The organism is Roseateles sp. SL47 (genome assembly GCF_026625885.1).
Taxonomy (GTDB): Bacteria; Pseudomonadota; Gammaproteobacteria; order Burkholderiales; family Burkholderiaceae_C; genus Roseateles.
The window spans coordinates 105,257-125,871 of sequence record NZ_CP113068.1 but is presented as its reverse complement, the minus strand read 5'-3'; the positions used below and the strand labels follow the sequence as shown (position 1 = coordinate 125,871).

General features: G+C 64.5%; 21 protein-coding genes. 9 read left to right on the top strand and 12 right to left on the bottom strand.

Features of this window, described 5'->3' with window-relative positions:
- Positions 1-50: 50 nt before the first annotated feature.
- Genes OU995_RS00435 through OU995_RS00410 form a run of 6 tightly spaced genes read right to left on the bottom strand, consistent with a single transcriptional unit; the run spans position 51 to position 7,239 of the window.
- Entirely contained in the window at positions 51-3,848 is a 3,798-nt protein-coding gene (locus tag OU995_RS00435; RefSeq protein WP_267833386.1) for a pilus assembly protein, read from the bottom strand.
- 8 nt (positions 3,849-3,856) lie between these two features.
- Positions 3,857-4,453 (bottom strand): pilus assembly PilX family protein, encoded by a 597-nt coding sequence (locus OU995_RS00430; protein ID WP_267833385.1) that lies wholly within the window; start codon positions 4,451-4,453, stop codon positions 3,857-3,859.
- 47 nt (positions 4,454-4,500) lie between these two features.
- Positions 4,501-5,730, bottom strand: a complete 1,230-nt coding sequence (locus tag OU995_RS00425) for a PilW family protein (RefSeq protein ID WP_267833384.1) — start codon at positions 5,728-5,730, stop codon at positions 4,501-4,503.
- Positions 5,731-5,732: 2 nt separating this feature from the next.
- Positions 5,733-6,146 (bottom strand): type IV pilus modification PilV family protein, encoded by a 414-nt coding sequence (locus OU995_RS00420; RefSeq protein ID WP_267833383.1) that lies wholly within the window; start codon positions 6,144-6,146, stop codon positions 5,733-5,735.
- Positions 6,143-6,769, bottom strand: coding sequence for a pilus assembly FimT family protein (locus OU995_RS00415; RefSeq protein WP_267833382.1), 627 nt, complete (start codon positions 6,767-6,769; stop codon positions 6,143-6,145). The genes OU995_RS00420 and OU995_RS00415 overlap by 4 nt, the downstream gene beginning before the upstream one ends.
- On the bottom strand, positions 6,760-7,239 hold the full coding sequence (locus tag OU995_RS00410) for a type IV pilin protein (RefSeq protein WP_324288684.1): 480 nt from the start codon (positions 7,237-7,239) through the stop codon (positions 6,760-6,762). Before OU995_RS00410 ends, OU995_RS00415 begins: the two co-directional genes overlap by 10 nt.
- A gap of 372 nt (positions 7,240-7,611) precedes the next feature.
- Between OU995_RS00410 and OU995_RS00400 the strand changes: the two genes are divergently transcribed.
- The 6 genes from OU995_RS00400 to OU995_RS00375 all read left to right on the top strand — a co-directional run bounded on the left by OU995_RS00400 (position 7,612) and on the right by OU995_RS00375 (position 11,994).
- A complete protein-coding gene (locus OU995_RS00400; RefSeq protein WP_267833381.1) occupies positions 7,612-8,457 on the top strand; it encodes an ABC transporter ATP-binding protein in 846 nt (281 codons plus the stop codon).
- A gap of 8 nt (positions 8,458-8,465) precedes the next feature.
- Positions 8,466-9,242: a lipid asymmetry maintenance ABC transporter permease subunit MlaE gene (gene mlaE / locus OU995_RS00395; RefSeq protein ID WP_267836408.1), complete on the top strand. Its 777-nt coding sequence runs from the start codon at positions 8,466-8,468 to the stop codon at positions 9,240-9,242.
- Positions 9,243-9,316: 74 nt separating this feature from the next.
- Entirely contained in the window at positions 9,317-9,793 is a 477-nt protein-coding gene (gene mlaD / locus OU995_RS00390) for an outer membrane lipid asymmetry maintenance protein MlaD (RefSeq protein ID WP_267833380.1), read from the top strand.
- Complete coding sequence (locus OU995_RS00385; protein ID WP_267833379.1) at positions 9,790-10,944, top strand: VacJ family lipoprotein; 1,155 nt, start codon at positions 9,790-9,792, stop codon at positions 10,942-10,944. The genes mlaD and OU995_RS00385 overlap by 4 nt, the downstream gene beginning before the upstream one ends.
- 77 nt (positions 10,945-11,021) lie before the next feature.
- Positions 11,022-11,663 (top strand): MlaC/ttg2D family ABC transporter substrate-binding protein, encoded by a 642-nt coding sequence (locus tag OU995_RS00380; protein WP_267833378.1) that lies wholly within the window; start codon positions 11,022-11,024, stop codon positions 11,661-11,663.
- A gap of 4 nt (positions 11,664-11,667) precedes the next feature.
- Positions 11,668-11,994, top strand: a complete 327-nt coding sequence (locus OU995_RS00375; protein WP_267833377.1) for an STAS domain-containing protein — start codon at positions 11,668-11,670, stop codon at positions 11,992-11,994.
- Positions 11,995-12,051: 57 nt separating this feature from the next.
- Here the strand turns inward: OU995_RS00375 and OU995_RS00370 are convergent, their stop codons facing one another.
- Both OU995_RS00370 and zwf read right to left on the bottom strand, forming a co-directional pair.
- Positions 12,052-12,912 (bottom strand): MurR/RpiR family transcriptional regulator, encoded by an 861-nt coding sequence (locus OU995_RS00370; RefSeq protein ID WP_267836407.1) that lies wholly within the window; start codon positions 12,910-12,912, stop codon positions 12,052-12,054.
- Positions 12,913-12,943: 31 nt separating this feature from the next.
- Positions 12,944-14,389 carry a glucose-6-phosphate dehydrogenase gene (gene zwf / locus OU995_RS00365; RefSeq protein WP_267833376.1) on the bottom strand — a complete coding sequence of 482 codons (1,446 nt, stop codon included), beginning with the start codon at positions 14,387-14,389 and terminating at the stop codon, positions 12,944-12,946.
- Between the two features lie 283 nt (positions 14,390-14,672).
- On the opposite strand from zwf, the gene tal reads away from it, so the two are divergent.
- From tal to OU995_RS00350, 3 genes are read left to right on the top strand one after another with little or no spacing between them, the layout of a single operon-like run.
- The gene (tal, locus tag OU995_RS00360) at positions 14,673-15,623 is read left to right on the top strand and encodes a transaldolase (protein WP_267833375.1); all 951 of its coding nucleotides are present in this window, start codon (positions 14,673-14,675) and stop codon (positions 15,621-15,623) included.
- The gene (gene pgi, locus OU995_RS00355; protein ID WP_267833374.1) at positions 15,620-17,248 is read left to right on the top strand and encodes a glucose-6-phosphate isomerase; all 1,629 of its coding nucleotides are present in this window, start codon (positions 15,620-15,622) and stop codon (positions 17,246-17,248) included. The genes tal and pgi overlap by 4 nt, the downstream gene beginning before the upstream one ends.
- Positions 17,249-17,253: 5 nt before the next feature.
- Entirely contained in the window at positions 17,254-17,874 is a 621-nt protein-coding gene (locus tag OU995_RS00350; RefSeq protein ID WP_267833373.1) for an HAD family hydrolase, read from the top strand.
- A gap of 17 nt (positions 17,875-17,891) precedes the next feature.
- Here OU995_RS00350 and OU995_RS00345 read toward each other — a convergent pair whose 3' ends face one another.
- From OU995_RS00345 to OU995_RS00330, 4 genes are all read right to left on the bottom strand, one after another.
- Positions 17,892-18,194, bottom strand: a complete 303-nt coding sequence (locus OU995_RS00345) for a DNA gyrase inhibitor YacG (protein WP_420714786.1) — start codon at positions 18,192-18,194, stop codon at positions 17,892-17,894.
- Between the two features lie 37 nt (positions 18,195-18,231).
- Entirely contained in the window at positions 18,232-18,987 is a 756-nt protein-coding gene (gene zapD, locus OU995_RS00340; RefSeq protein ID WP_267833372.1) for a cell division protein ZapD, read from the bottom strand.
- Between the two features lie 76 nt (positions 18,988-19,063).
- On the bottom strand, positions 19,064-19,657 hold the full coding sequence (coaE, locus tag OU995_RS00335; RefSeq protein ID WP_267833371.1) for a dephospho-CoA kinase: 594 nt from the start codon (positions 19,655-19,657) through the stop codon (positions 19,064-19,066).
- Between the two features lie 16 nt (positions 19,658-19,673).
- Positions 19,674-20,612, bottom strand: a complete 939-nt coding sequence (locus tag OU995_RS00330; protein ID WP_267836405.1) for a prepilin peptidase — start codon at positions 20,610-20,612, stop codon at positions 19,674-19,676.
- Positions 20,613-20,615: the final 3 nt, after the last annotated feature.

Genomic DNA, 20,615 nt, shown 5'->3' with positions numbered 1-20,615 from the left:
CCTTTGTTTTTCAGAGGCCGCCGGGTGTGGCGGCCGTCGAGGACCCGGGATCAGTTGCGCAGGGGGATTTCGCGCCAGTTGATCAGGCGGCTGGTGCCGGAGGCGCCGCCCAGGTCATCGCCCAATGGCTTGTCGCCGTTGTTGGTCGTGTCCGTCGGGTCGATCGGATCGTCCGGTGCCTTGTTGCCGGCCACCGTTGCATACACCTTGCCGTCGATCGACACGAAGCGTGCTGAGGTCACCAGGAAGTTCACCGAGTACTTGGTGATTCCCCCCGAGGTCAGGTCGACCAGGAAGGCGGCGGAGGTGGCCGACGTCGAGCAGCCGCCGTTGGCCGCCGTGGGCTGGATGGCAGCAAACAGCATGTAGTGGCTGAAGCCGTCTCCGTCCCCGATCACACGGTAGCCGGTCGTGCCGATGGCCGTGCGGAGGTCGATGAAATAACCGGCCTTGTTCAGCGGCAGCGAGACGCCGGTGGTGCTGATGTCCTGCAGGTCATGGCGAACGGTGTTGTTCTCCTGGATCGGGTAGGTGATGCCGGTCGGCAGGCTGGTCCCGGAGTAGCTGTTGTTGGTGCCGTCTCGGATCATGAAGATCCGGTTCAGGGCCGTGCTGGCAATGTCGTCGGTATTCAGCAGCTGACCGGTGCCCACGCCCACCCAACGGCGACCCACATCGTCCACATGGATGGTCGGCGCGCTGGTCACCGCCAGTTCACGTCCGCTGGCATCGGTGAGCTTGGCAATCTTGACCGGAGCCGGGAAGCTGCCGGTCGTGGCCGTCACGTCCAGACGCCACAGGTTGCCGTGCAGGTCACCGGCGTAGAGGGCTTCCGCCGTCAGATCGGTGCTGTCCGGCTGCCAGACGTTGACGTAGGTCAGGCCGGCCGGGCTGGCCACCGTGCCATCGTCCACCGTGCCGGTGGTGCCCGTCGTGGGCAGGGTGACCCGCTGCAGCAGTGCGCCGGTGCGGGCGTTCAGGATGTAGAAGGCCCCCTTGCCGTCCGGCGTGTTCATGCCGGCGCCAAACACCACCACCCAGCCCCAACGGGCAATCTTGGTGATGATCGGCTTGCCAAACACAAAGCCCATATTGGCGTCGGTGTACTCCCACAGCACTTGGCTGGCCGCGTCGGTTTCGGAGGTGAGTTGATTGGCGCGTGTCAGATCGAGTGCATAGACGCTGCGGCCACCCTTGCCCAGACCGCCCACTGCAATGCTGTGCCACTCATTGGCCGTCAGCGTCGAGCCGGAGGTCTTCTTGAAGTCCACTTCGCCGACGCTGATCTTGCCGTTCACCAGGTAGCGGTGGCTATAGGACGGGTTGCCAACCGCCGCAATGCCGTCCGTGCTGGGTGTGTTGCTCGGCCCAGAGATCGCGGCGTTGGGTACATAGGCGAACAGCTCCGTCCCTGCACCGGTACCCGTGAGGGCGCCGTTGATCACATGCACCATGCCGGTATTGGCGCCGGCCAGCACGATGTTGGGACGGTTGGCATAGGTCGCAGCATGGGCTGCATAACCCGGGTTGGCCGAGTCCGACAGGGAGCCCGTGTCCAACGACGGCGGACCCAGCACGGTGACGCCGTTGTCGCCGATGTCACCCACCATCTTGTTGGCGGTACGCACGCGGTAGGCCCGCAGGCTGTCGGTGCTGACGGCGTTCTGTTCCTGGCTCTGGTCACCACGCACCCACTGAACGTACAACGCACCGTCGTCGGCCGAGGTGTAGGTGGGGTTCACCGCCGTTTTCTGGGCCGCTGTGAGGCTGTTGTAGCGGAAGGGAATGCCGGCCTGGGTCGTCGGGTTGATGGTGACGATGCGACGCAGAGACCAGCCGTCACCAGCCGTCCCCATCTGCGTATAGAGCTTGTCGCTGAAGTTCCAGCTGACCTGGTTGTACTGGATCGGCTGGCCGGTGGTGATCGAGTTCACCGCGGCCGCCCAGACGTTGCCGGACCAGGCGCTGGAGTCGTAGGTTGTGCCGTAGGAGGCTTCGCCCGCAGTCAGCGTCGCATCGACCGTCTGGAACGACGAGGTCGGCGCCTGGATGGCCGCCGCGATCGAGGCGAAGGCCGTGGTCAGGCCGCTGACCATCGTGTCGGCCTTGGCAGCCGTGAAGTAGGTGTCAGGGCGCAGTTGGCCGCCCACGGTGTCCGTCGCCGGGCCGGTGTGCCACCAGCCGGTCTGGAAATCGGCCGGGGCGATGTTGGCCGGGTCGAAGCCGGTGGGCACATTGAAGCCGCCGTACTTGGCCGCCAGATAGAACTGGTTGTTCGACTTGTAGGCCTGATACTCCTGCACGTCCAGCCAGTAGGTCTTGATGGTCTGGGAACCGGCCAGGTCGGAGCGGATATCGGTCGTGTTGGCGTAATACGCCATGCCGGCCATCAGCGCCCCGTTGTTGTTGCAGCATCCGTTGTAGTTCTGGGTGGTGCCCAGGTTGTTGATGCCCTGCAGAGTACCGACACGGTTGGTCCACGTCACCGTATTCAGCGTGTCTGCGGTCACTGTGGCCGGCTTGGTCGGCTCGGAGTTTCCGGTGGCGCCGGGCAGGTTGCGGTCCGCATGGGTGTTGACGTCACCAATGCCCAGGATGAAGTTCTTCTGGCACGAGTAGAGAATGGGGTCGTCCCAGGTGCTGATCACAGGGAAGCCGTCCGCATAGGCCGTCTTGGTGCTGGTCGAGGCGCCGTTGTCGCTGGAGTATTCCGGGACGTTGCCCAGGTTGCGGTAGTAGCGCAACGCGGCGTAATACAACTCACCGACCGGGTCAAAGGTCTTGTAGTTGTTGGTGATCTCGCCGAACTTGTTGAGGTAGTTCATCACCCCGCTGTTGGTGATGGTGATCCCATAGTACGTGGACATCGCCGCCGCATCGGTGGGGTCGGGGTTGGTCAACATCACACCCGTGGTGCCATCCCATTCGGCCAGTGTGTTGGCCACCGGGTCGGCACCGGGAACCGGCTTGTTGGGGCCGACAAACTTCATCTTGGCACGCAGCACCCCACCATCCCGACCCAATGTCGCGTCGTTGATGTAGCCGAAGGCACTGAACCGCACCTTGTCCGAATACTGCTGAATCAGGCCTTCCGGTTTGTAGCCACCGCTGTATTTGACGCAGTTGCTCTCCAGGCTACCGGCCGCAGTGCTGGAATCGCAGACCTTGACCCGTACACTGATCTCATAGACGTTGGACCCGCTCGGGTTGCTCTGCGACTGATAGGCAACGATGTTTTTCGTGCCGTTGTTATCGCCGCTTGATGTCACCCGCAGCCGGTTGCCCAGCCCCTGGATGCGCAATTGAAGCTTCGTCCATGGCAGCGGTGTAGCACCGGTAATGTTGGCGGTGATAGTCCGGTCCGGGAAGTTCCCAGATCCGCCTTGGCCGCTGGCCCAGGCCTTTTCGATGATGGTGGTGTCGGCAGTGTCCTTCACCCGATAACCACCGGTGAGCGCCCAGCGGAACGGGTCGATGGTTTGCATCGTGGCCCAGTTCAGGAAGTTGCCACTCCACTTGCTGTTGCAGACGTGATTGGTGGCCAGGCCGGCCGGTTGGAAATACCGATCCGGCTCATTGCTCGCGTACACGTAGTTGTAGCACTTCTGCGAATCGAAGTAGCCGATGTACGTGTTGGCCGGGGAATAGGTCGTGTCCTGGTGGGTGTTGCTGACCGCTGTCGGATATTCCACCGACAAGGTCAACGCCAGATTGCCAGGCGCAGCGGTCGCAGAGAGCACTGGCTGGTTGGCCAGGTTGGTCTGCGCCTGCACCAGACCGGACAGCATCAGCCCGGCCACCAGGGTGGCCGCGCCAAGCCGGCGGGGAAGGTTGGAGAACTGGTTCATGAGAGGCCTTAATTGGACAAGGTCGCCTGATAGAACGATTGGGAGCCGCGCGGTCCGTCCACACGGACCGACACGCGATAGACCGGTTTGCTGGGGGCGGGCACGCCGCCGCTACCGTCCACGCCGGGGTTCTGCTGGCTGGAGGTGAGGCAGTTGGTGGTGTCCATCACACCGGTGGTCCGGCACAGCCGGTCGATGACGTAATACATCTTGACCTTGGGTGCGGTGCCGGTGCCGTAAGCGGCGGCGGAGGTGAGGTCCACCACATTGGAGGCCACGCCCAGCCCACCCACGGTGGAGGGCGTGGTGCCCAGCAGTGCGGTGGGAATACCTTCCGGCGTGGTGGCCAGCATCGTGGCGCTGTAATTGATGGAGGTGGCGTTGCTGGTGAGGTCGGTGCCACTGTTCAGGCCAGCCATGGCCTTGCGCAGTGCCACCTCGGCCTGATTGCCCATGTCGCGTTTCATGCCGATGTTGCCGGCGCCGGTAAGCGTGGCATTCATTGCCCGGAGCGCGGCCACGGCGCCCACCATCATGATGGCGAGCGTGATCAGCGCGATCACCATGATGATGCCGCGCTGGCGGCGATGAACGGAAGTGGGCATGCGCATGGCGTTCTGAGGATGGGGTCGCTTGGAATGCATGGCGGCGTTCAGGTCGGAGGGGTCGTTCTGAGGCTGGCCAGCAGGTTGCGCAGGGGCACCGTGAACTCGACCACGATGTGGCGGCGCTGGCGGTCCGTGACCGTGTAGGTGGTCTGGAGCGCGCTGGCCTGGCTCGAGAAGAGCGTCAGAGTGGCCGGCGCCACATCAAAGGTGGAGCGGGTGGTGGACTGGGCCGTCGTGGTGGCTTTGTCTTCCACGGTCTCAGATCGCAGCACCATGGCGACCTTCACCGCGATGATCTGGCGCGTGATGGCGGCGTTGGTGGTCACGTCGGAGGCGGTGTATCCGGTTGTGCCCGGGCGGACCCAGGAATCGATCAGACCATCGCCATTGGTGTCCACCCCGTACAGCGTGCGCATGATCATCACGCCGTCGGCCAAGGGGACGGGCTGCGTGGCTCCAGTGCCGCCGTTGGTGAAGCCCAGCAGGTCATACCGCACCAGTTGGTTGCTGCTGTTGACGCCCAGCAGGTTGAAACGCGGCGGGTTGTTGTTGCTGGCATTGCCCAGGCCAAAGGCCTTGGCATTGACCGATGAACCGGTGGCGCGGTCGTTCAGCGCCTGACCGTTGATCACGGCGGCATAGTAGGTGCCCGCCAGATCCACCTGATCGCTGCTGGCGCTGTAACTGCCGGAGACCTGCTCGAGCATGCAGGGGCGGCCCTTTTCAGCGATCAGCAGCAGATCGTTGGACTGCACGCCGACCGAGGAGGTGAGGCGCAGCATGTTGGTCTGCACCGACTTGCTCCGGACCTGATTAGGCACTTCGCCCACGCCACCCGTGCCGGTCATGATCTGGATCACGTCCGAGCCGGTGGTGTTCGACGCTGCGACGGGAAACACCGCCAGCGGCACCAGGCGGATCGACTGCGGCACGCTCGCAAACGGATCGGGCAGCGCGGCGGGCGCCGGCAGGATCTGCGTGCTGCTTTTCGAAGCGGTCAGCTCGCAGCCAAAGGTGTCGTCATAACCGGTGGTGAAACCGGAACCCGCGCTGCGGATCTGGCGGTCGAAGTCGTAGCTCAGGAAAGCGGCCGTCGACGACAGGTCGGAGGAGGCCGTGCTTTCCCGCTTGGAAGTCTCGAACTTGTTGCTCAGCAGGCCCATGGTGACAATCAGGCCCATGCCGATCACCAGGGAGACCATGAGTTCCACAAGGCTGAAGCCGCGTGCCCGGCCGGGACCGGGACGGGGCGAGAGGTGGCGGTGCTGGATCATGATCAGTTGTTCAACCGCACATCGGTGAAGTACTGGCGCGCATTGGTAGCACCCGGCGGAGTCCAGGTGATGGTGATGCGTGCGAAATTGATGGAGGTGTTCGGCTGGGACACGGCGCCAACCCCGCTGGGCAGGCCCATGTCGGAGGCGGTGCTCACGCGGGTTCTCCAGGCGTTGAGCGTGGCGGTGGGCACATTCACTGTGCCGCGCAGCCACATTTCGGTGGCCAGTTCATTGGCCAGCGAGGCGGCACGCTGGGCGTCATCGGTGGCAACCGTGGCCTGCGAGGCCTTGGCCATCACCGACACGAGACCCAACAGGCCCAATGTCATCACCAGGATGGCGCAGAGGACTTCGATCAATGTCATGCCACGGGCACGGCGCCGTGCGGGCAACGGACGGAAGGTCGGCTTCATGTGGTGGGCGTCTGGTTGACTGCAGGGCATCCATCCGGCGCGGCGGAGGACAGTCGGGTGGGGTCGCAACTGCGGACCGATCCGCCCAGGTTCATCCACACCTGCATCTTCTTGGTGTTGGACGTGGTGGTGGTCGGCGAGATGCCAAAGATGATCTGGCTGTCCGTTCCGGTGGTGCAGGCAACGCCGACCCCGGTCACGCTGGAAGCCAGCGCCGTGGGCCGTCCGGCGCCGCTGAAGCAGACCGCCTGTGGGCCGGTCACGGAGACCAGAGGCGCAGCTTCATTCAGGCTGCCGCAGAGCGTGGCCGAGGCGCTTTCGGTGGACACGATGGGCAGCATCTTGATCACCCAGCGGGTGCCGGTGCTGGACGCCTGCTCGGTGCCGTTGCAAGTGGTGGCGGCGGTCCGGAAGAACACCACCTGGCGGAAGCTGCGGGAGGCTTCCCCCTGCGCCTGCTTGAGCGCCACCTGCAGGTTGGTCGCGGTCGTGCGCAGTTGCGCATTGTTCGACCAGGACCGGATGCCTGGCACGGCATAGGCACTGATCATGGCAATGATGGCGATCACCACCATCAGCTCAAGCAGCGTCAGGCCGCGTTGGGGGCGTGGGCTCAGGTGCATGAGTCCCCCTTCTTCGTGATCCACTTTGTGCCCGAGCAGCGAGCCTGATTCCAGCCCGGGGTGTTGGTGATGGTGGTGGCTTTCTGATCTGCCTGGGTCACCTCGTAGAGGAAACCGGCCACGACGCCACTGCCTTGCGCCTTGATGATGTAGGTGGTCGCCGTCAGGTCGGCCGTGGCGCAGCTGATGGTGAACTTGCCGACCGTCGTGCCGGTGCTGGTGCACGGCGGGGAGGCGGTGCTGCCCACCGCCTGATAGGTGCGGTAGTCCTGGAAGTAGCGTTCCATGTCCGCCCGGGTATTGGTCAGCCCGGTGATGGCGTCGGTCACGGCGCCACGGATCACGTAATCCTTGTAGGCCGGCAGTGCCACGGCCACCAGCACCCCGATGATGGCCACCACAATCATCAGCTCAATGAGCGTGAAGCCCCGCTGACCGGCCTTTGCAGGCTTTCCTACATTAATTTGCATAGTCCCAGCCATGTATCACTCCTGTTTGCCGAAATTATCGGTAGCGACATGATGAAGGCCAGTCCGCTCATCGCGCCTCAGGTTCCGCCCGTCTTGTGGGGGTCTTGAGTTGTGAACTTCGTCACAACTTCAGCAGGGGGCTGGGGGGGCGCTTGGCGTCGGACCCTGGAGCAGCGCTGCGACATGAGCAGGGCAGGGGCCCCGGTGAGCGGAGCGCGAGCCGCTGGCGGTCACGGATTGCGTCTGATCGTCAAGCCGCTTCACGAAACTGTCGCAATTCTTCTGCGCCCCAGATGAGCTCCGGCATCAATCCGGGCTTTACCCTATGATCCCGGCTCCCGGTCGGACGCTCGCCCGCCGAACTCACTCACAATGGCATTCACCGATCCCCATCCCACAAATCCAGCTGGACCTCTGATTGAAGTGAGGGATGTGACCTGCGGCTATGCAGAGCGCATCATCCTGAGCAACGTCAATCTGAGCCTTGCCCGCGGCAAGGTGTTGGCGCTGATCGGCTCGTCCGGCGGCGGCAAGACCACCTTGCTGCGCCTGCTGACCCGGCAGCTCAAACCCGTGTCTGGCCAGGTGCTGTTCGACGGACAGGACCTGGCACCGATGACGCAGGACCAGCTGTATGCCCAGCGGCGGCGCATGGGCATGCTGTTCCAGTTTGGTGCGCTGTTCACCGACCTCAGCGTGTTTGAGAACGTGGCTTTCCCGCTGCGCGAACACACCAAGCTGTCGGAACCGATGATTCGTGATCTGGTGCTGATGAAGCTCAATGCCGTGGGGCTGCGCGGCGCCCGCGATCTCATGCCCAATGAGATCTCCGGCGGCATGGCCCGGCGAGTGGCCTTGGCGCGTGCCATTGCGCTGGACCCGGACCTGGTGCTGTACGACGAACCTTTCGCCGGCCTGGATCCGATTTCCCTGGGCGTTACCGCCCGTCTGATCCGTGACCTGAACGATGCGCTGGGCCTGACCAGCGTCATCGTGACCCACGACCTGCACGAAACCTTCGCCATTGCTGACCACGTGGTCATGGTGGCCAACGGTGGTGTGGTGGCGCAGGGCTCCCCTGAGGAATTGAAGGCCAGCACCGATCCGCTGGTGCGCCAATTTGTGAATGCCGAGCCGGATGGTCCGGTGCGCTTCCATCAGCCCGCGCCGCCGGTGAATGCCGACTTCGGCCTGCCTGAATCCGAGGAGGCCGCATGAAGGGCCTGATGAATGCGCCAACCGCCGTCGGGCGCGGCCTGCGGCTGAAATTGGTGGACTGGGGGTCGTCCGCCCGTCTGCTGGCACGCCTTCTGCTGGGCCTGGGGGCCTGTCTGCGCCGGTTTGTGCTGGTGCGCGAGCAGATCTTCTTCCTGGGCAACCGCTCCTTGTCGATCATCGGTGTGTCCGGCCTGTTTGTCGGCTTCGTGCTGGCATTGCAGGGCTACTACACGCTTCAGCGCTACGGCTCGGCCGAAGCGGTGGGCCTGCTGGTGGCGCTGAGCCTGGTTCGGGAACTGGGGCCGGTGGTGGCAGCGCTGCTGTTTGCTGGCCGCGCCGGCACTTCGCTGACCGCCGAAATCGGTCTGATGAAGGCCGGTGAGCAGCTCACAGCCATGGAAATGATGGCGGTCGACCCGGTCACCCGGGTGCTGGCGCCGCGTTTCTGGGCCGGTTTCATTGCGATGCCCCTGCTGGCGGCCGTGTTCTCGGCGGTCGGTATTGTGGGCGGCTGGCTGGTTGCCGTCCCGCTGATCGGGGTGGATGCGGGCTCGTTCTGGTCGCAGATGCAGGGGGGGGTGGATGTCTTTGCCGATGTGGGCAACGGTGTCATCAAGAGTCTGGTGTTTGGCCTGACCGTCAGTTTTGTGGCCTTGCTGCAGGGCTATACCTGCAAGCCGACGCCCGAAGGCGTGTCCGAGGCCACCACCCGGACGGTGGTGATGGCGTCGCTGGCCGTGCTGGGCCTGGACTTCATGCTGACCGCCATGATGTTCTCGATCTGATCGGGCGCCGGTCGTCCGTTCCGTGCAGTCCCTGATTTCGTATTGTTTGATTTCGATTTGATCCGGAGTTGCAGATGCAATCCTCTCGTTATGACGCCTGGGTCGGTTTCTTCGTGCTGCTGGGCGGCGCGGCGCTGCTGTTCCTGGCCCTGAAGGCCGGCAATCTGCTGAGTCTGAATCTGGAAGAGACCTACACGGTCACCGCCAAGTTCGACAACATCGGCGGCCTGAAGCCCCGTGCAGCGGTGAAGAGCGCGGGTGTGGTGGTCGGCCGTGTGGACTCGATCAGCTTTGACGACAAGAGCTTCCAGGCCCGTGTGGTGCTGAAGCTCAACCAGGGCGTGGCCTTCCCCAAGGACAGCTCGGCCAAGATCCTCACTTCGGGTCTGTTGGGTGAGCAATACATCGGCCTGGAGCCGGGGGCGGACGAGAAGAATCTGGCAGCCGGCGACATGATCAAGCAGACGCAGTCGGCGGTGGTGTTGGAAAACCTCATTGGTCAGTTCCTCTACAACAAGGCGGCCGATGCATCTTCGGGAGAGAACAAATGACGCAGATCGCCAAGTCCAGCCTTCGCGCCGGACTGCTGAGCGCAGCGCTGCTGGCCGCCCTGGCGGGCCAGTCGGCGCAGGCCGGCACTGAAGCGCCGCAGGCGCAGGATCCTGAGCTGGCCCAAGCCCAGGCCCAAGCCCAAGCTGCTGCTCCGGCCGACACCGAAACAGCCGCTCTCACAGCCGCGCTCACAGCCGCTCGCACAGCCGCCCTGGCCACTGCCCAGGACGTTGCGCCCGAGAGCGCCGCAGCCGCTGCGGCCGATGCTGAAGCAGCCGCTGCAGCCGCTGCCGATGAGGCAGCAGCCCCACCAGCGGTGGCGGCTTCAGACGCTGAAACCGACGCTGCCGCGCCAGCCGCTGCGGCCCCCGCAGCCTCCGCAACCGCCACGAGCGACACCCAGGTGCCCGCCGCCGCCGGTCAGGCCGGCCAGGCTGCGCAAGCCGCCGAGCAGGGCGACATTCCGGCCCCGGCCCCCCGAGTGCGCAACCGCCTCGACCCGTGGGAGCGCTGGAACCGCAAGGTGTTCAACTTCAACGAGAAGGTGGACGAGAACGTCCTGCGTCCGGTCGCCACGGCCTATAGCAATCTCGTGCCCTCGCCCGCCCGTCAGGCGGTGGACAACTTCTTTGGCAACTTCTCCGACGCCTGGTCGGCGATCAACCTGTTCCTGCAGGGCCGCTTCAAGACCGGCGCCCAGCAGACGATGCGGGTGGCCGTCAACAGCGTGCTGGGCATTGCCGGCCTGATCGACATTGCCACGCCGTCCGGCCTGGAAAAGAATTCTGAAGATCTGGGCCGCACGCTGGGGTATTGGGGTGTGAAGACCGGACCGTACATCGTCTGGCCGATTCTGGGCCCCTCGTCGCTGCGCGATTCAGTGGCGCTGCCGGTCAACATCTATTACTCGCCGGCCTATCTGTTTGATGACGGTGAATACAAGCTGGTGATTTCCGCGCTGCAACTGGTCAACACCCGGGCTGGCCTGCTGAAGGTCACCGACATGCTCGACGGCATCGCCCTGGATAAATACACCTTCGTGCGGGACGCCTATCTGCAGCGCCGCAACATCAAGGCCCATTCCAGTGCCGATGATGAAGAAGACGACTACGAAGTCATCACACCGGACGAAAAACCCGCCACGCGCTGAGCGCGGCGTTTCCCGGTACACCCATGACGGGCCTGGCGCGTTGTAGTCAGGTCCCTGCCAAGAGAGAAAGGACAAGCATGATTTCCACCAAACGACTGCTGCTGAAGCTGGCCCTGTCCGTGGCCGCCGTGAGCCCGCTGTCGGCCTTTGCTGCCGATAGCAGCACGCCGGACCAACTGATCCGCCAGTTGTCGATCGAGACGCTGGATGCGGTCAAGGGCGACAAGGCCATCCAGGGCGGTGACGTCAACAAGATCATGGAGCTGGTGGACACCAAGGTGATGCCGCATGTGGACTTCCAGCGCATCACCTCGTCGGCGGTGGGCCGTTTCTGGCGCCAGGCCAGCCCGGAGCAAAAGCAGCGTCTGCAGGATGAATTCAAGACCCTGCTGGTGCGCACTTATGCCGGTGCACTGACCCAGGTGCGGGACCAGACCATTGCCCTGAAGCCGCTGCGTGCAGCCCCGGAAGACACCGAAGTGGTGGTGCGTACCGAGATCCGCGGCCGTGGTGATCCCATCCAGCTGGACTACCGTCTGGAGAAGACCGCCGCCGGCTGGAAGATCTATGACGTCAACGTGCTGGGCATCTGGCTGGCCGATCAGTACCGCAACAGCTTTGCCCAGGAAATCAATGCCAATGGTATCGATGGCCTGATCAAGGCACTGGCTGAGCGCAACGCCGCCAAGCCGGCTGCGTCGGCCCCGAAGAAGGGCTGATGCCATGCTGAAGCTGCCTGCCCGCCTGCGCATGGACAACGTGCCGCAGGTCTGGGCTCAGCTGGAAGATGCGCTGCGGGCCGAGATGGTCCAGGTGGGCAATGCGGCCGGCCGTTCGGTCAGCCTCGATGCCAGCGGCCTGAACGACTTCGACTCTGCCGCCCTCAGCCTGCTGCTCAGCGCCCTGCGCATGTGTGGGCAGAACGGCTGGCAACTGGACCTGCTCCAGTCGCCGCCTCAACTGCGCGAGCTGGCCCGGGTGTATGGGCTGGAGTCGCTCTTCTGGGCGGATGCCGTGGCCGCGCCTGCGGCGCCGGCGCTTCCGGCCTGACCTGAGAGAACTGAGAGAAGGCCAGACGAAAAAAAACCGGGCGTGGCCCGGTTTTTTTCATTGCGCGTAGCGCTTGCTTCGCAGGTTCTTCTTGATCTCCTGCAGCATCGGCCGCAGGTTTTCACCCAGCCGCAGCGCGACACCGGTGGTCAGCACGTCCACCACCACCAGGTGCAGCAGGCGCGACACCATGGGGCTGTAGCGGTCGTAGTCCTCCGGATGATCCACCGCCAGCAGCACTTGTCCGGGCAACTGGCCCATCTGCGCCAGGGGGGAGCCGCTGGCGGTGATGATGATGGTGGTCGCGCCTTTCTTGCGGGCGATTTCGGCGGCATCCATCAGGTCGCGGCTGCGACCGGAGTTGGAGATGATCACCGCGCAGTCGCCCGGGCCCAGCATGGTGGCGCTCATCAGCTGGATGTGGCCGTCGCTGCAGGCAAAGGTGTTCACGCCCAGCCGGAAGAACTTGTGCTGCGCATCCATCGCCACGATGCCGGAGTTGCCAACGCCGTAGAACTCGATGCGCTTGTGCGCGCGGCCCGCTTCCGACAGTGCCAGGATGGCGCGTTCGAAGGCATGGCTGGCGGCGTCATTGCGGTAATGCAGCAGGGCCGCCACCGCGTTGTCCACCACCTTCACAATCAGGTCGCCCGGCTTGTCGTCCTCATCCACCGCCCGGTGCACAAACGGCACACCTTCATTGACGCTGCCGGCCAGCTTCAACTTGAAGTCGGCCAGACCGTCGTAACCGACGCTGCGGCAGAAGCGCACCACCGTCGGTTTGCTGACATGGGAGCGGTCCGCCAGCTCGCTCACCGGCAGGTTGGCAAATGCGCGCGGGTCGGCCAGCAGCAGCTTGGCCACGCGCTGTTCAGCCGGTGGCAGAGCGGGCAACGCTGCCTTGATGCGTTCCAGCATGCTCATGTCAGGCACTCACGCGGCAAGGGGGTCAGCACTCTTCAATCCAGGAATGGCCGTCGCGCGCCACCAGGGCGCTGGCTGCCGGTGGGCCCCAGGTGCCGGCCACATAGCTGCGGGGGCCGGTGCTGTCGTTCTTCCAGTAGTTCAGGATGGGCTCCACCCATTTCCAGGCCTGCTCCTGCTCGTCGCTGCGGACGAAGAGGTTGAGGCGACCGGCGATGGCGTCCAGCAGCAGACGTTCATAGGCGCCTACACGGTCCGCCGCGAAAGCCTTGTCGAAGTCCAGGTCCAGCGACACCGGGCTGAGGGCTTCGTTGCTGGAACCTCCCTTGGCGGCCATCAGTTGCAGCTCCAGGCCGTCTTCCGGCTGCAGCTTGATGATGAGCCGGTTCGGGCAACTGCCACCCGGGAAGATCGGATGAGGCACCGGGCGGAAATTGATGACGATCTGGGCATCCCGCGCGGCGAGCCGCTTGCCGGTACGCAGATAGAAGGGCACACCGGCCCAGCGCCAGTTCTGCACTTCGGTGCGCAGGGCCACAAAAGTCTCGGTGTGGCTGCCGGCTGGCACCTTGCCTTCTTCCAGATAGCCGGGCACCTGCTTGCCACCCGCCGTCCCGGCGCGGTATTGACCCCGCACGACATCCCGAGACACGGTCTCGGGCGTGAATGGCTTGAGCGCTCGCAACACCTTCAGCTTTTCGTCGCGGATGGCATCCGCATCGTTGCTGGAGGGGGCCTCCATGGCGATCATGGTCAGCAACTGCAGCGCGTGGTTCTGGATCATGTCGCGCAGGGCACCCGTGCCGTCATAGAACGGACCCCGCGTGCCCACGCCCAGCGATTCCGCCAGCGTGATCTGGATGTTGGAGATGCTCTCCCGGCGCCACAGCGGCTCGAACAGGGCATTGCCAAAGCGCAGGGCCATCAGGTTCTGCACCGAGGGCTTGCCCAGATAGTGGTCGATCCGGAAGGCCTGTGTTTCGTCAAAGACGCTGCGCACCACCTTGTTGATCTGCTGGGCGCTGGCCAGGTCATGCCCCAGCGGCTTCTCCAGCACCACCCGCACCTTCGGGCCGTTCAGGCCGGCGGCCCCCAGCTGCTCGCAGATCTGGGTGAACAAGTGCGGGCTGGTGGCCAGGTACAGCACCACGGTATCGGCATTGCGTTCGCCCAGCCATTCCTTCAGCCGCGAATAATGGTCTGGCTGGGAGAGGTCCATGCGCCGGTAGTGCACCTGCGAAGCAAAACGCTCGAATTCCTCGTCCGACGGGCGCTTGCCTTCTTCCACTTCGCGGAAGCGCTCCTTGAGCCATTCCCGATAGCGTTCATCAGGCATCTCGTCGCGGGCCACGGCGAGGATGCGGCCATTCTCAGGCAGCTTGCCATGCCGGAAGGCCTGGAACAGCGCGGGCATGAGCTTTCGCCAGGTCAGGTCACCCGTGCCACCAAAAAAGACAAGATCGAAGGACATGTGCGCGGCACTCCTGCGAAGGAGCGCGAAAGTTGGCTGACGTCTTGATGTAACGAAGTTACCGGAATTATGATGCCGCAGTTTCTTCGGACGGTCAATCCGCCTGAAATCGTCCCTCGACAGAGGGGCCTCCCTCGCAGGAGGGCACCCCAGGGAGGCGGGCGACGAGCGTCCGGAAAGAGGTCCGCAGCGGTTCTAATACGGGGCAGATGGGCAAGGCTCATGCCGCGCCTGCTTCCGGCTTCAACCCACCGATTGTGACCGCCTCCGGGCGCACCCTCCTATGAACCAGCTCGAACAACTGAAGGCCTTCACCACCGTGGTGGCCGACACCGGCAACTTCAAGCAACTGGCGCAGTTCACCCCGCGCGACGCCACCACCAATCCGTCGCTGATCCTCAAGGCGGTGCAATCGCCCGACTATGCCCACTTGCTGGAAGACACCGTAGCGGCCCACCAGTCCGAGCCGCTGGACCTGATCGTGGACCGCGTGTTGGTGGCGTTTGGTCTGGAAATCCTGAAAGTGGTGCCGGGCCGCGTGTCCACCGAAGTGGACGCCCGCCTGAGCTTCGACACCGTGGCCACGCTGACCCGTGCGCGCCGCCTGATGGGCCTGTACGAAGCTGCAGGCATCGGCCGTGACCGGGTGCTGATCAAGATCGCCTCCACCTGGGAAGGCATCCAGGCCGCCCGTGAGCTGGAGCAGGAAGGCATCCATTGCAACCTCACCCTGTTGTTCTCCTTCTGCCAGGCGGTGGCTTGCGGTGAATCCGGCATTCAGCTGATCTCCCCGTTTGTGGGCCGCATCTACGACTGGTACAAGAAGTCGGCGGGCAGCCAGTGGGATGAAGCCGCTCAGGCCGGGGTGAACGACCCCGGCGTTCAGTCGGTGGCCAGCATCTACAACTATTTCAAGAAGCAGGGCATTGCCACCGAAGTGATGGGGGCCAGCTTCCGCAATATCGGGCAGATCCAGGCGCTGGCCGGCTGCGACCTGCTCACCATCAGCCCCGACCTGCTGGCACAGCTGCAGGCCAGCGAAGCGCCCCTGTCCCGCGCGCTGGATGCCGATGTCGCCAAGGCCCTGGATTTGCCCAAGGTCTCGTTCAACGAAGCGGCCTTCCGCTTTGCCCTCAACCAGGACGCCATGGCCACGGAAAAACTGGCCGAAGGCATCCGCCTGTTTGCCGCTGATGCCGGCAAGCTGGACCAGATGATCGAAAGCCTGCGATGAGCCTGTTCCCGCGTTGCGACAGCAGCCCCCATTGGGCCGCCCTTCACAACCACTTCCAGCACGCCGGTGCAGCCTTTGACGTCCGGCAGGCGTTTGCGGCCGATCCGGACCGGTTCCAGCGCTGGTCGCTGCAGGCGCCCGAGGTGTTTGCCGACCTGTCCAAGAACCGCATCGACGCCAGGACGCTTGAGCTGCTGCTGGGCCTGGCGGCGGACGTGAAACTGGAGGCGCAACGCGAAGCGCTGTTCACCGGCGCGCCCATCAACCACACCGAAGGCCGCGCGGTGCTGCACACTGCCCTGCGCGCGCCGGCGGGCGGCGCCCCGTTCAGTGATGAGGTGCAGGCCTCGCTGGATCGCATGCTGGCCTTTGCTGAAAGCGTGCGAGACCAGGCGCGCAGCGGCATCACCGATGTGGTGCATATCGGCATCGGTGGCTCGGACCTCGGCCCGGCCATGGTGGTGCAGGCGCTGCAGGCCTATGTGCCGGCCACGCTCAAGCTGCACTTCGTCTCCAATGTGGACGGGCATGACCTGGCCCCGGTGCTGCGTGGCCTGAATCCGGCCACCACGCAATTCATCGTGGCCTCCAAGACCTTCACCACGCAGGAAACCCTGGCCAATGCCCAGGCGGCCAAGGCCTGGTTCCTGCAGCAGGGAGGCACCGACGTTGCGCGGCACTTCGCCGCCACCACCAGCAATGCCAAGGCGGCCGCGGATTTCGGCATCACCACCACCTTCGGTTTCTGGGATTGGGTGGGGGGACGTTATTCCCTCTGGTCGGTCATCGGCCTGCCCATCGCCATCGCCGTCGGCGCGCAGCATTTCAAGGCCTTGCTGGCCGGTGCCCATGCGATGGACGAGCATTTCCGCACCGCACCGCTGGACACCAACCTGCCGGTGCTTCTGGGGCTGCTGGACGTCTGGTATCGCAACTTCCATGGCTTCACCAGCCGCTCGGTGGCGCCCTATCACCAGGGGCTGCGCCGGCTGCCGGCCTATCTTCAGCAGTTGGAGATGGAAAGCAACGGCAAGGGCGTGGACCGGGACGGTCAGGCGCTGGGTTACGGCACCAGCCCGGTGGTCTGGGGCGAGGCCGGCACCAATGGCCAGCATGCCTATTTCCAGATGCTGCATCAGGGCACCGATGTGATTCCGGTGGAATTCATTGCAGTCAAGACACCGCGTTTCGGTGAGCATGTGGGCGGTGAACTGCTTGCACGGCTGCAGGATCAGCACACCAAACTGCTGGCCAATTGCCTGGCGCAATCGCAGGCCCTGATGCAGGGCAAGACCGCCGAGGCGGCCGCAGCCGAATCGGCGCCGACCGCCTCCAAGGACCTGGCGCCGGAGGTGCTGGCCCGCCACCGCAGCTTCCCGGGCAATCGTCCGAGCACCACGCTTGTGCTGGAGGCGCTCACACCGGCCTCGCTGGGCGCCCTGGTTGCGCTGTACGAGCACCGGGTGTTTGTCAGCGGTGCAGTCTGGAACATCAACAGCTTCGATCAATGGGGTGTCGAGCTGGGCAAAGCCTTGTGCAACAGCCTGCTGCCACGCCTGAGCTCCGGCGACACCGCCGGCCTGGATGCCTCCACCGCCGGCCTGCTCGGCCGCCTGCGAGGGTGAGTTCGATGAAGATTGTGTTTGACTTTGGCGGGGTCGTCTTTCGCTGGCACCCGCCCAGTTTCCTCGCGCGGGTGTGGCCCCACCGGGTGCCAGACGAAACCGTGGGCGCTGAAGTGGCCCGGGAGCTGTTCCAGAACTACACCGGTGACTGGGGCGCTTTTGACCAGGGCTTGGCGGATGCTGCGACCACGGCCGACCGCATTACCGCCCGCACCGGCTGGCCCCGTGACGAGGTGGTGGCGGTGATGGAGGCCGTGCCACAGGAACTGCAACTGATCCAGGGGACGGCCCAACTGATCCAGGATCTGAAGCAGGCCGGCCATACGCTGTATTTCCTGTCCAACATGCCGGAACCGTATGCGGACCATCTGGAAACCCACCATCCGCTGAGCGACTGGTTCGTGTCGGGTATCTTTTCGGGCCGGGTCAAGCAGTCCAAACCCCATCCGCCGATTTTTGATCTGGCACTGAGCCAGTTCGGGGCGAAGCCGCAAGACCTTCTGTTCCTGGACGATCACCCGGCCAACATTGAAGCGGCCACGGCCCTGGGATGGCAGGCCTGGCTCTATACGACGCCGGAAGCCGCCCGGGTGGAACTGGTGCGGCGAGGGCTTCTGCCGCGCTAAATCGCACCGAGGCTGGCTTACTGCTCGGCGTCGTTCTCGTTCTCGGTGGTTGGTGGTGCCGCCACCCGGAACGACTCATCCGCCCAGTGGCCGAGGTCGATCTGACGGCAGCGTTCGCCGCAGAAGGGCCGCCAGAGATTGCTGGGTGCAAAGATGCTGTCTCCACCGCAGGTCGGGCAGGGGACGATGCGAGGCGGGCTCGCCACCGTCGGGGAGGCTGCTGACAAGGAGGACGCGGGGGTCAGGCCGGTTGAGCGCTCCTGGGCGCGGTCTGTGGCGGACGGCCTGGGGCCGGACAAGGAAGTTGGCTTGCTGGTCATGACTTCTGACAAGTGGGGCGGCGGACGCCGGGGCCACTCAGGCGCACAGCGTCAGTTCAAAGGTGGCGTCTACGGGGGCCGGTTTCAAGCGGCCTTCTTCATCCTGGCGCATCAGGCGGATGGAAACCATCAGCCGGTGGCCGCTGATCTCCGGCACCAGGCCCAGGCTGGGGTCGATCCGCATGCGCAGCAACTGGAAGCTGCGGCCCTGTGGCAGGCTTTGCTGGTATTGGCCGGCATGGGCGGCCACTTTGTGCGGTGAACCACTGTCCCGCAGCAGACCCAGCAGCACGTTCAGGGCTTCTGCCAGCGGCATCAGGGTCTGAGCCCACTGCATCAGGTCGTTACGGCGGCGGGCGGGCAGGTACTGCTGCCAGGTGTAGTAGCCCGGCAGATCAAATTCACAGGTGCCGCCGGGAATCGAAATCCGGCTGCGGATGCTCATCAGCCATTCATTGGTCGTCAGCGCCTGGCCGGCCTTGCCCGGCAACTGGTTCAGCTTGTCGAAGGCATGGTCGATGCGGCCCACCACCTCGTCCAGCACGGACTCGGCAATGGCCGGGTTGCCCCGGTAGCTGTTGAGCTGGGTGCGGTGGCGCTCCAGTTCCTTGAGCAGATCGGCCTTCAGGTCGGCACGCGAAGCCACATCCATCACTTCGAAGATGGTGGCGAGCGCATAGTGGTGATCCAGCTGCGTATCGCGCGCGACCAACTGACCCAATCGATCGAACAGATGCTCCAGCCTGAGCATCGTTCGGATGCTCTCGTTGAATGGGTATTCGTAGAGGATCAAGTCGACCATCCTGTTACGTCAAGGGGCCATTGTTCCACAGGCCGGACTTGACCCACCCCGACAGGGTGAGGGGTGGTCAGAACAGGGGGCTTGCCAGCAGCGTTCCTACCTCGCGATGCAGTTGGTCCAGCGTCAACCCGTCGTTGTAGATGATGGCGTCCGCAGCGGCCCGCCGGCGGGCCCGCGAAGCCTGTTGCGCCATGATGTCCCGCACCGCCGTCTCGCTGAGCTGGGAGCGCTGCATCACCCGGCGCACCTGGGTGGATTCTTCACAATCCACGACCACTACCCGTTGCACCTTCTGCCGCCAACGGCCGGACTCCACCAGCAGGGGCACATCGAACACCACCCGCTGACCGGGTTGTGCCAAACCCGCCTGGCGCTCCGTCTCCGCACCGATCAAGGGATGAAGAATGCCTTCGAGGGCGAGCCGGGCCGAGGGGTCACGAAAGGCCAGTTCACGCATGGCGGGACGATGGAGTGCGCCTTCGGGCGTCACAAAATCGGGCCCGAAGCGCTGGGCAATGGCCGGCATGGCGGCACCACCCGGCTGGGTGAGCGCCCGGGAGATGGCGTCGGTATCGATCAGCAGAGCGCCTCCCAGCGTCACCCAGGCGTGCGCCACCGTGCTCTTGCCGCTGCCGATGCCGCCGGTGAGGCCGATGCGCATGGCGAGCAATGCTGCGTCAGCCGGGCAAGCCCAGCCAGACGGCAACGGTTCGCGGACCGATCAGCAAAACGGCCAATCCGCCACCGGCCAGGAAGGGGCCAAACGGCACATAACGACCCTCCCTCAGCCCGCCAGACAGCTTCAGATAGAGGCCGATGCAGGCACCGATCAGCGAAGCCAGCAGGGCAATGGGAAGAATCATCTGCCAACCCAGCCAGGCGCCCAGCGCGGCCAGCAGTTTGAAGTCACCGTAGCCCATGCCTTCCTTGCCGGTGACCAGCTTGAACACCCAGTAGATGGACCACAAGGACAGATAACCGACCGCCGCGCCCGTCAGCGATGCCGACAGCGTGACGGGCAGCATGCCCAGGCCGGCCGCCACCAGACCGGCCCACAGCAGGGGTTGCGTGATGCTGTCCGGCAGGTAGGTGGTGTCCCAGTCGATGCCCGCCAGTGCCACCAGAGCTGCTGCAAAACCGCAGTACAGCACGGACGCCCATTGGGGACCGACCTGCCAGCCGATACCCAGGAACAGCAAGCCCGTCAGCAATTCGATGAAGGGATAACGAAACGAGATGGCGGCCTTGCACGAGGCACATTTGCCGCCCAGCCGCAGCCAGCCCAGCACCGGCAGATTTTCATGCCAGCGCAACGGATGGCCGCAGTGCGGGCACCGCGACCGTGGTGTGACCAGCCCAAGCTTGGGCTGGGCCTCCAGCGCCTGACGCACCGGCAACACACCCGCCGCCACCGCTTGGGCCTGGTCGGCCGGGAGCATCAGCACGTCCCGAAGCTCGTCAGTGGCTGACAGCTGATGCTGGCAGTCGTCCAGCCACTGGCGCCGCATCATCACCGGGAGCCGGTAAATGACCACATTCAGGAAGCTGCCGACACACAGGCCCAGCAGCCCCAGATACCACGGCGACAGCAGCAGTGTAAAAACGTCCCGATCCAGCAA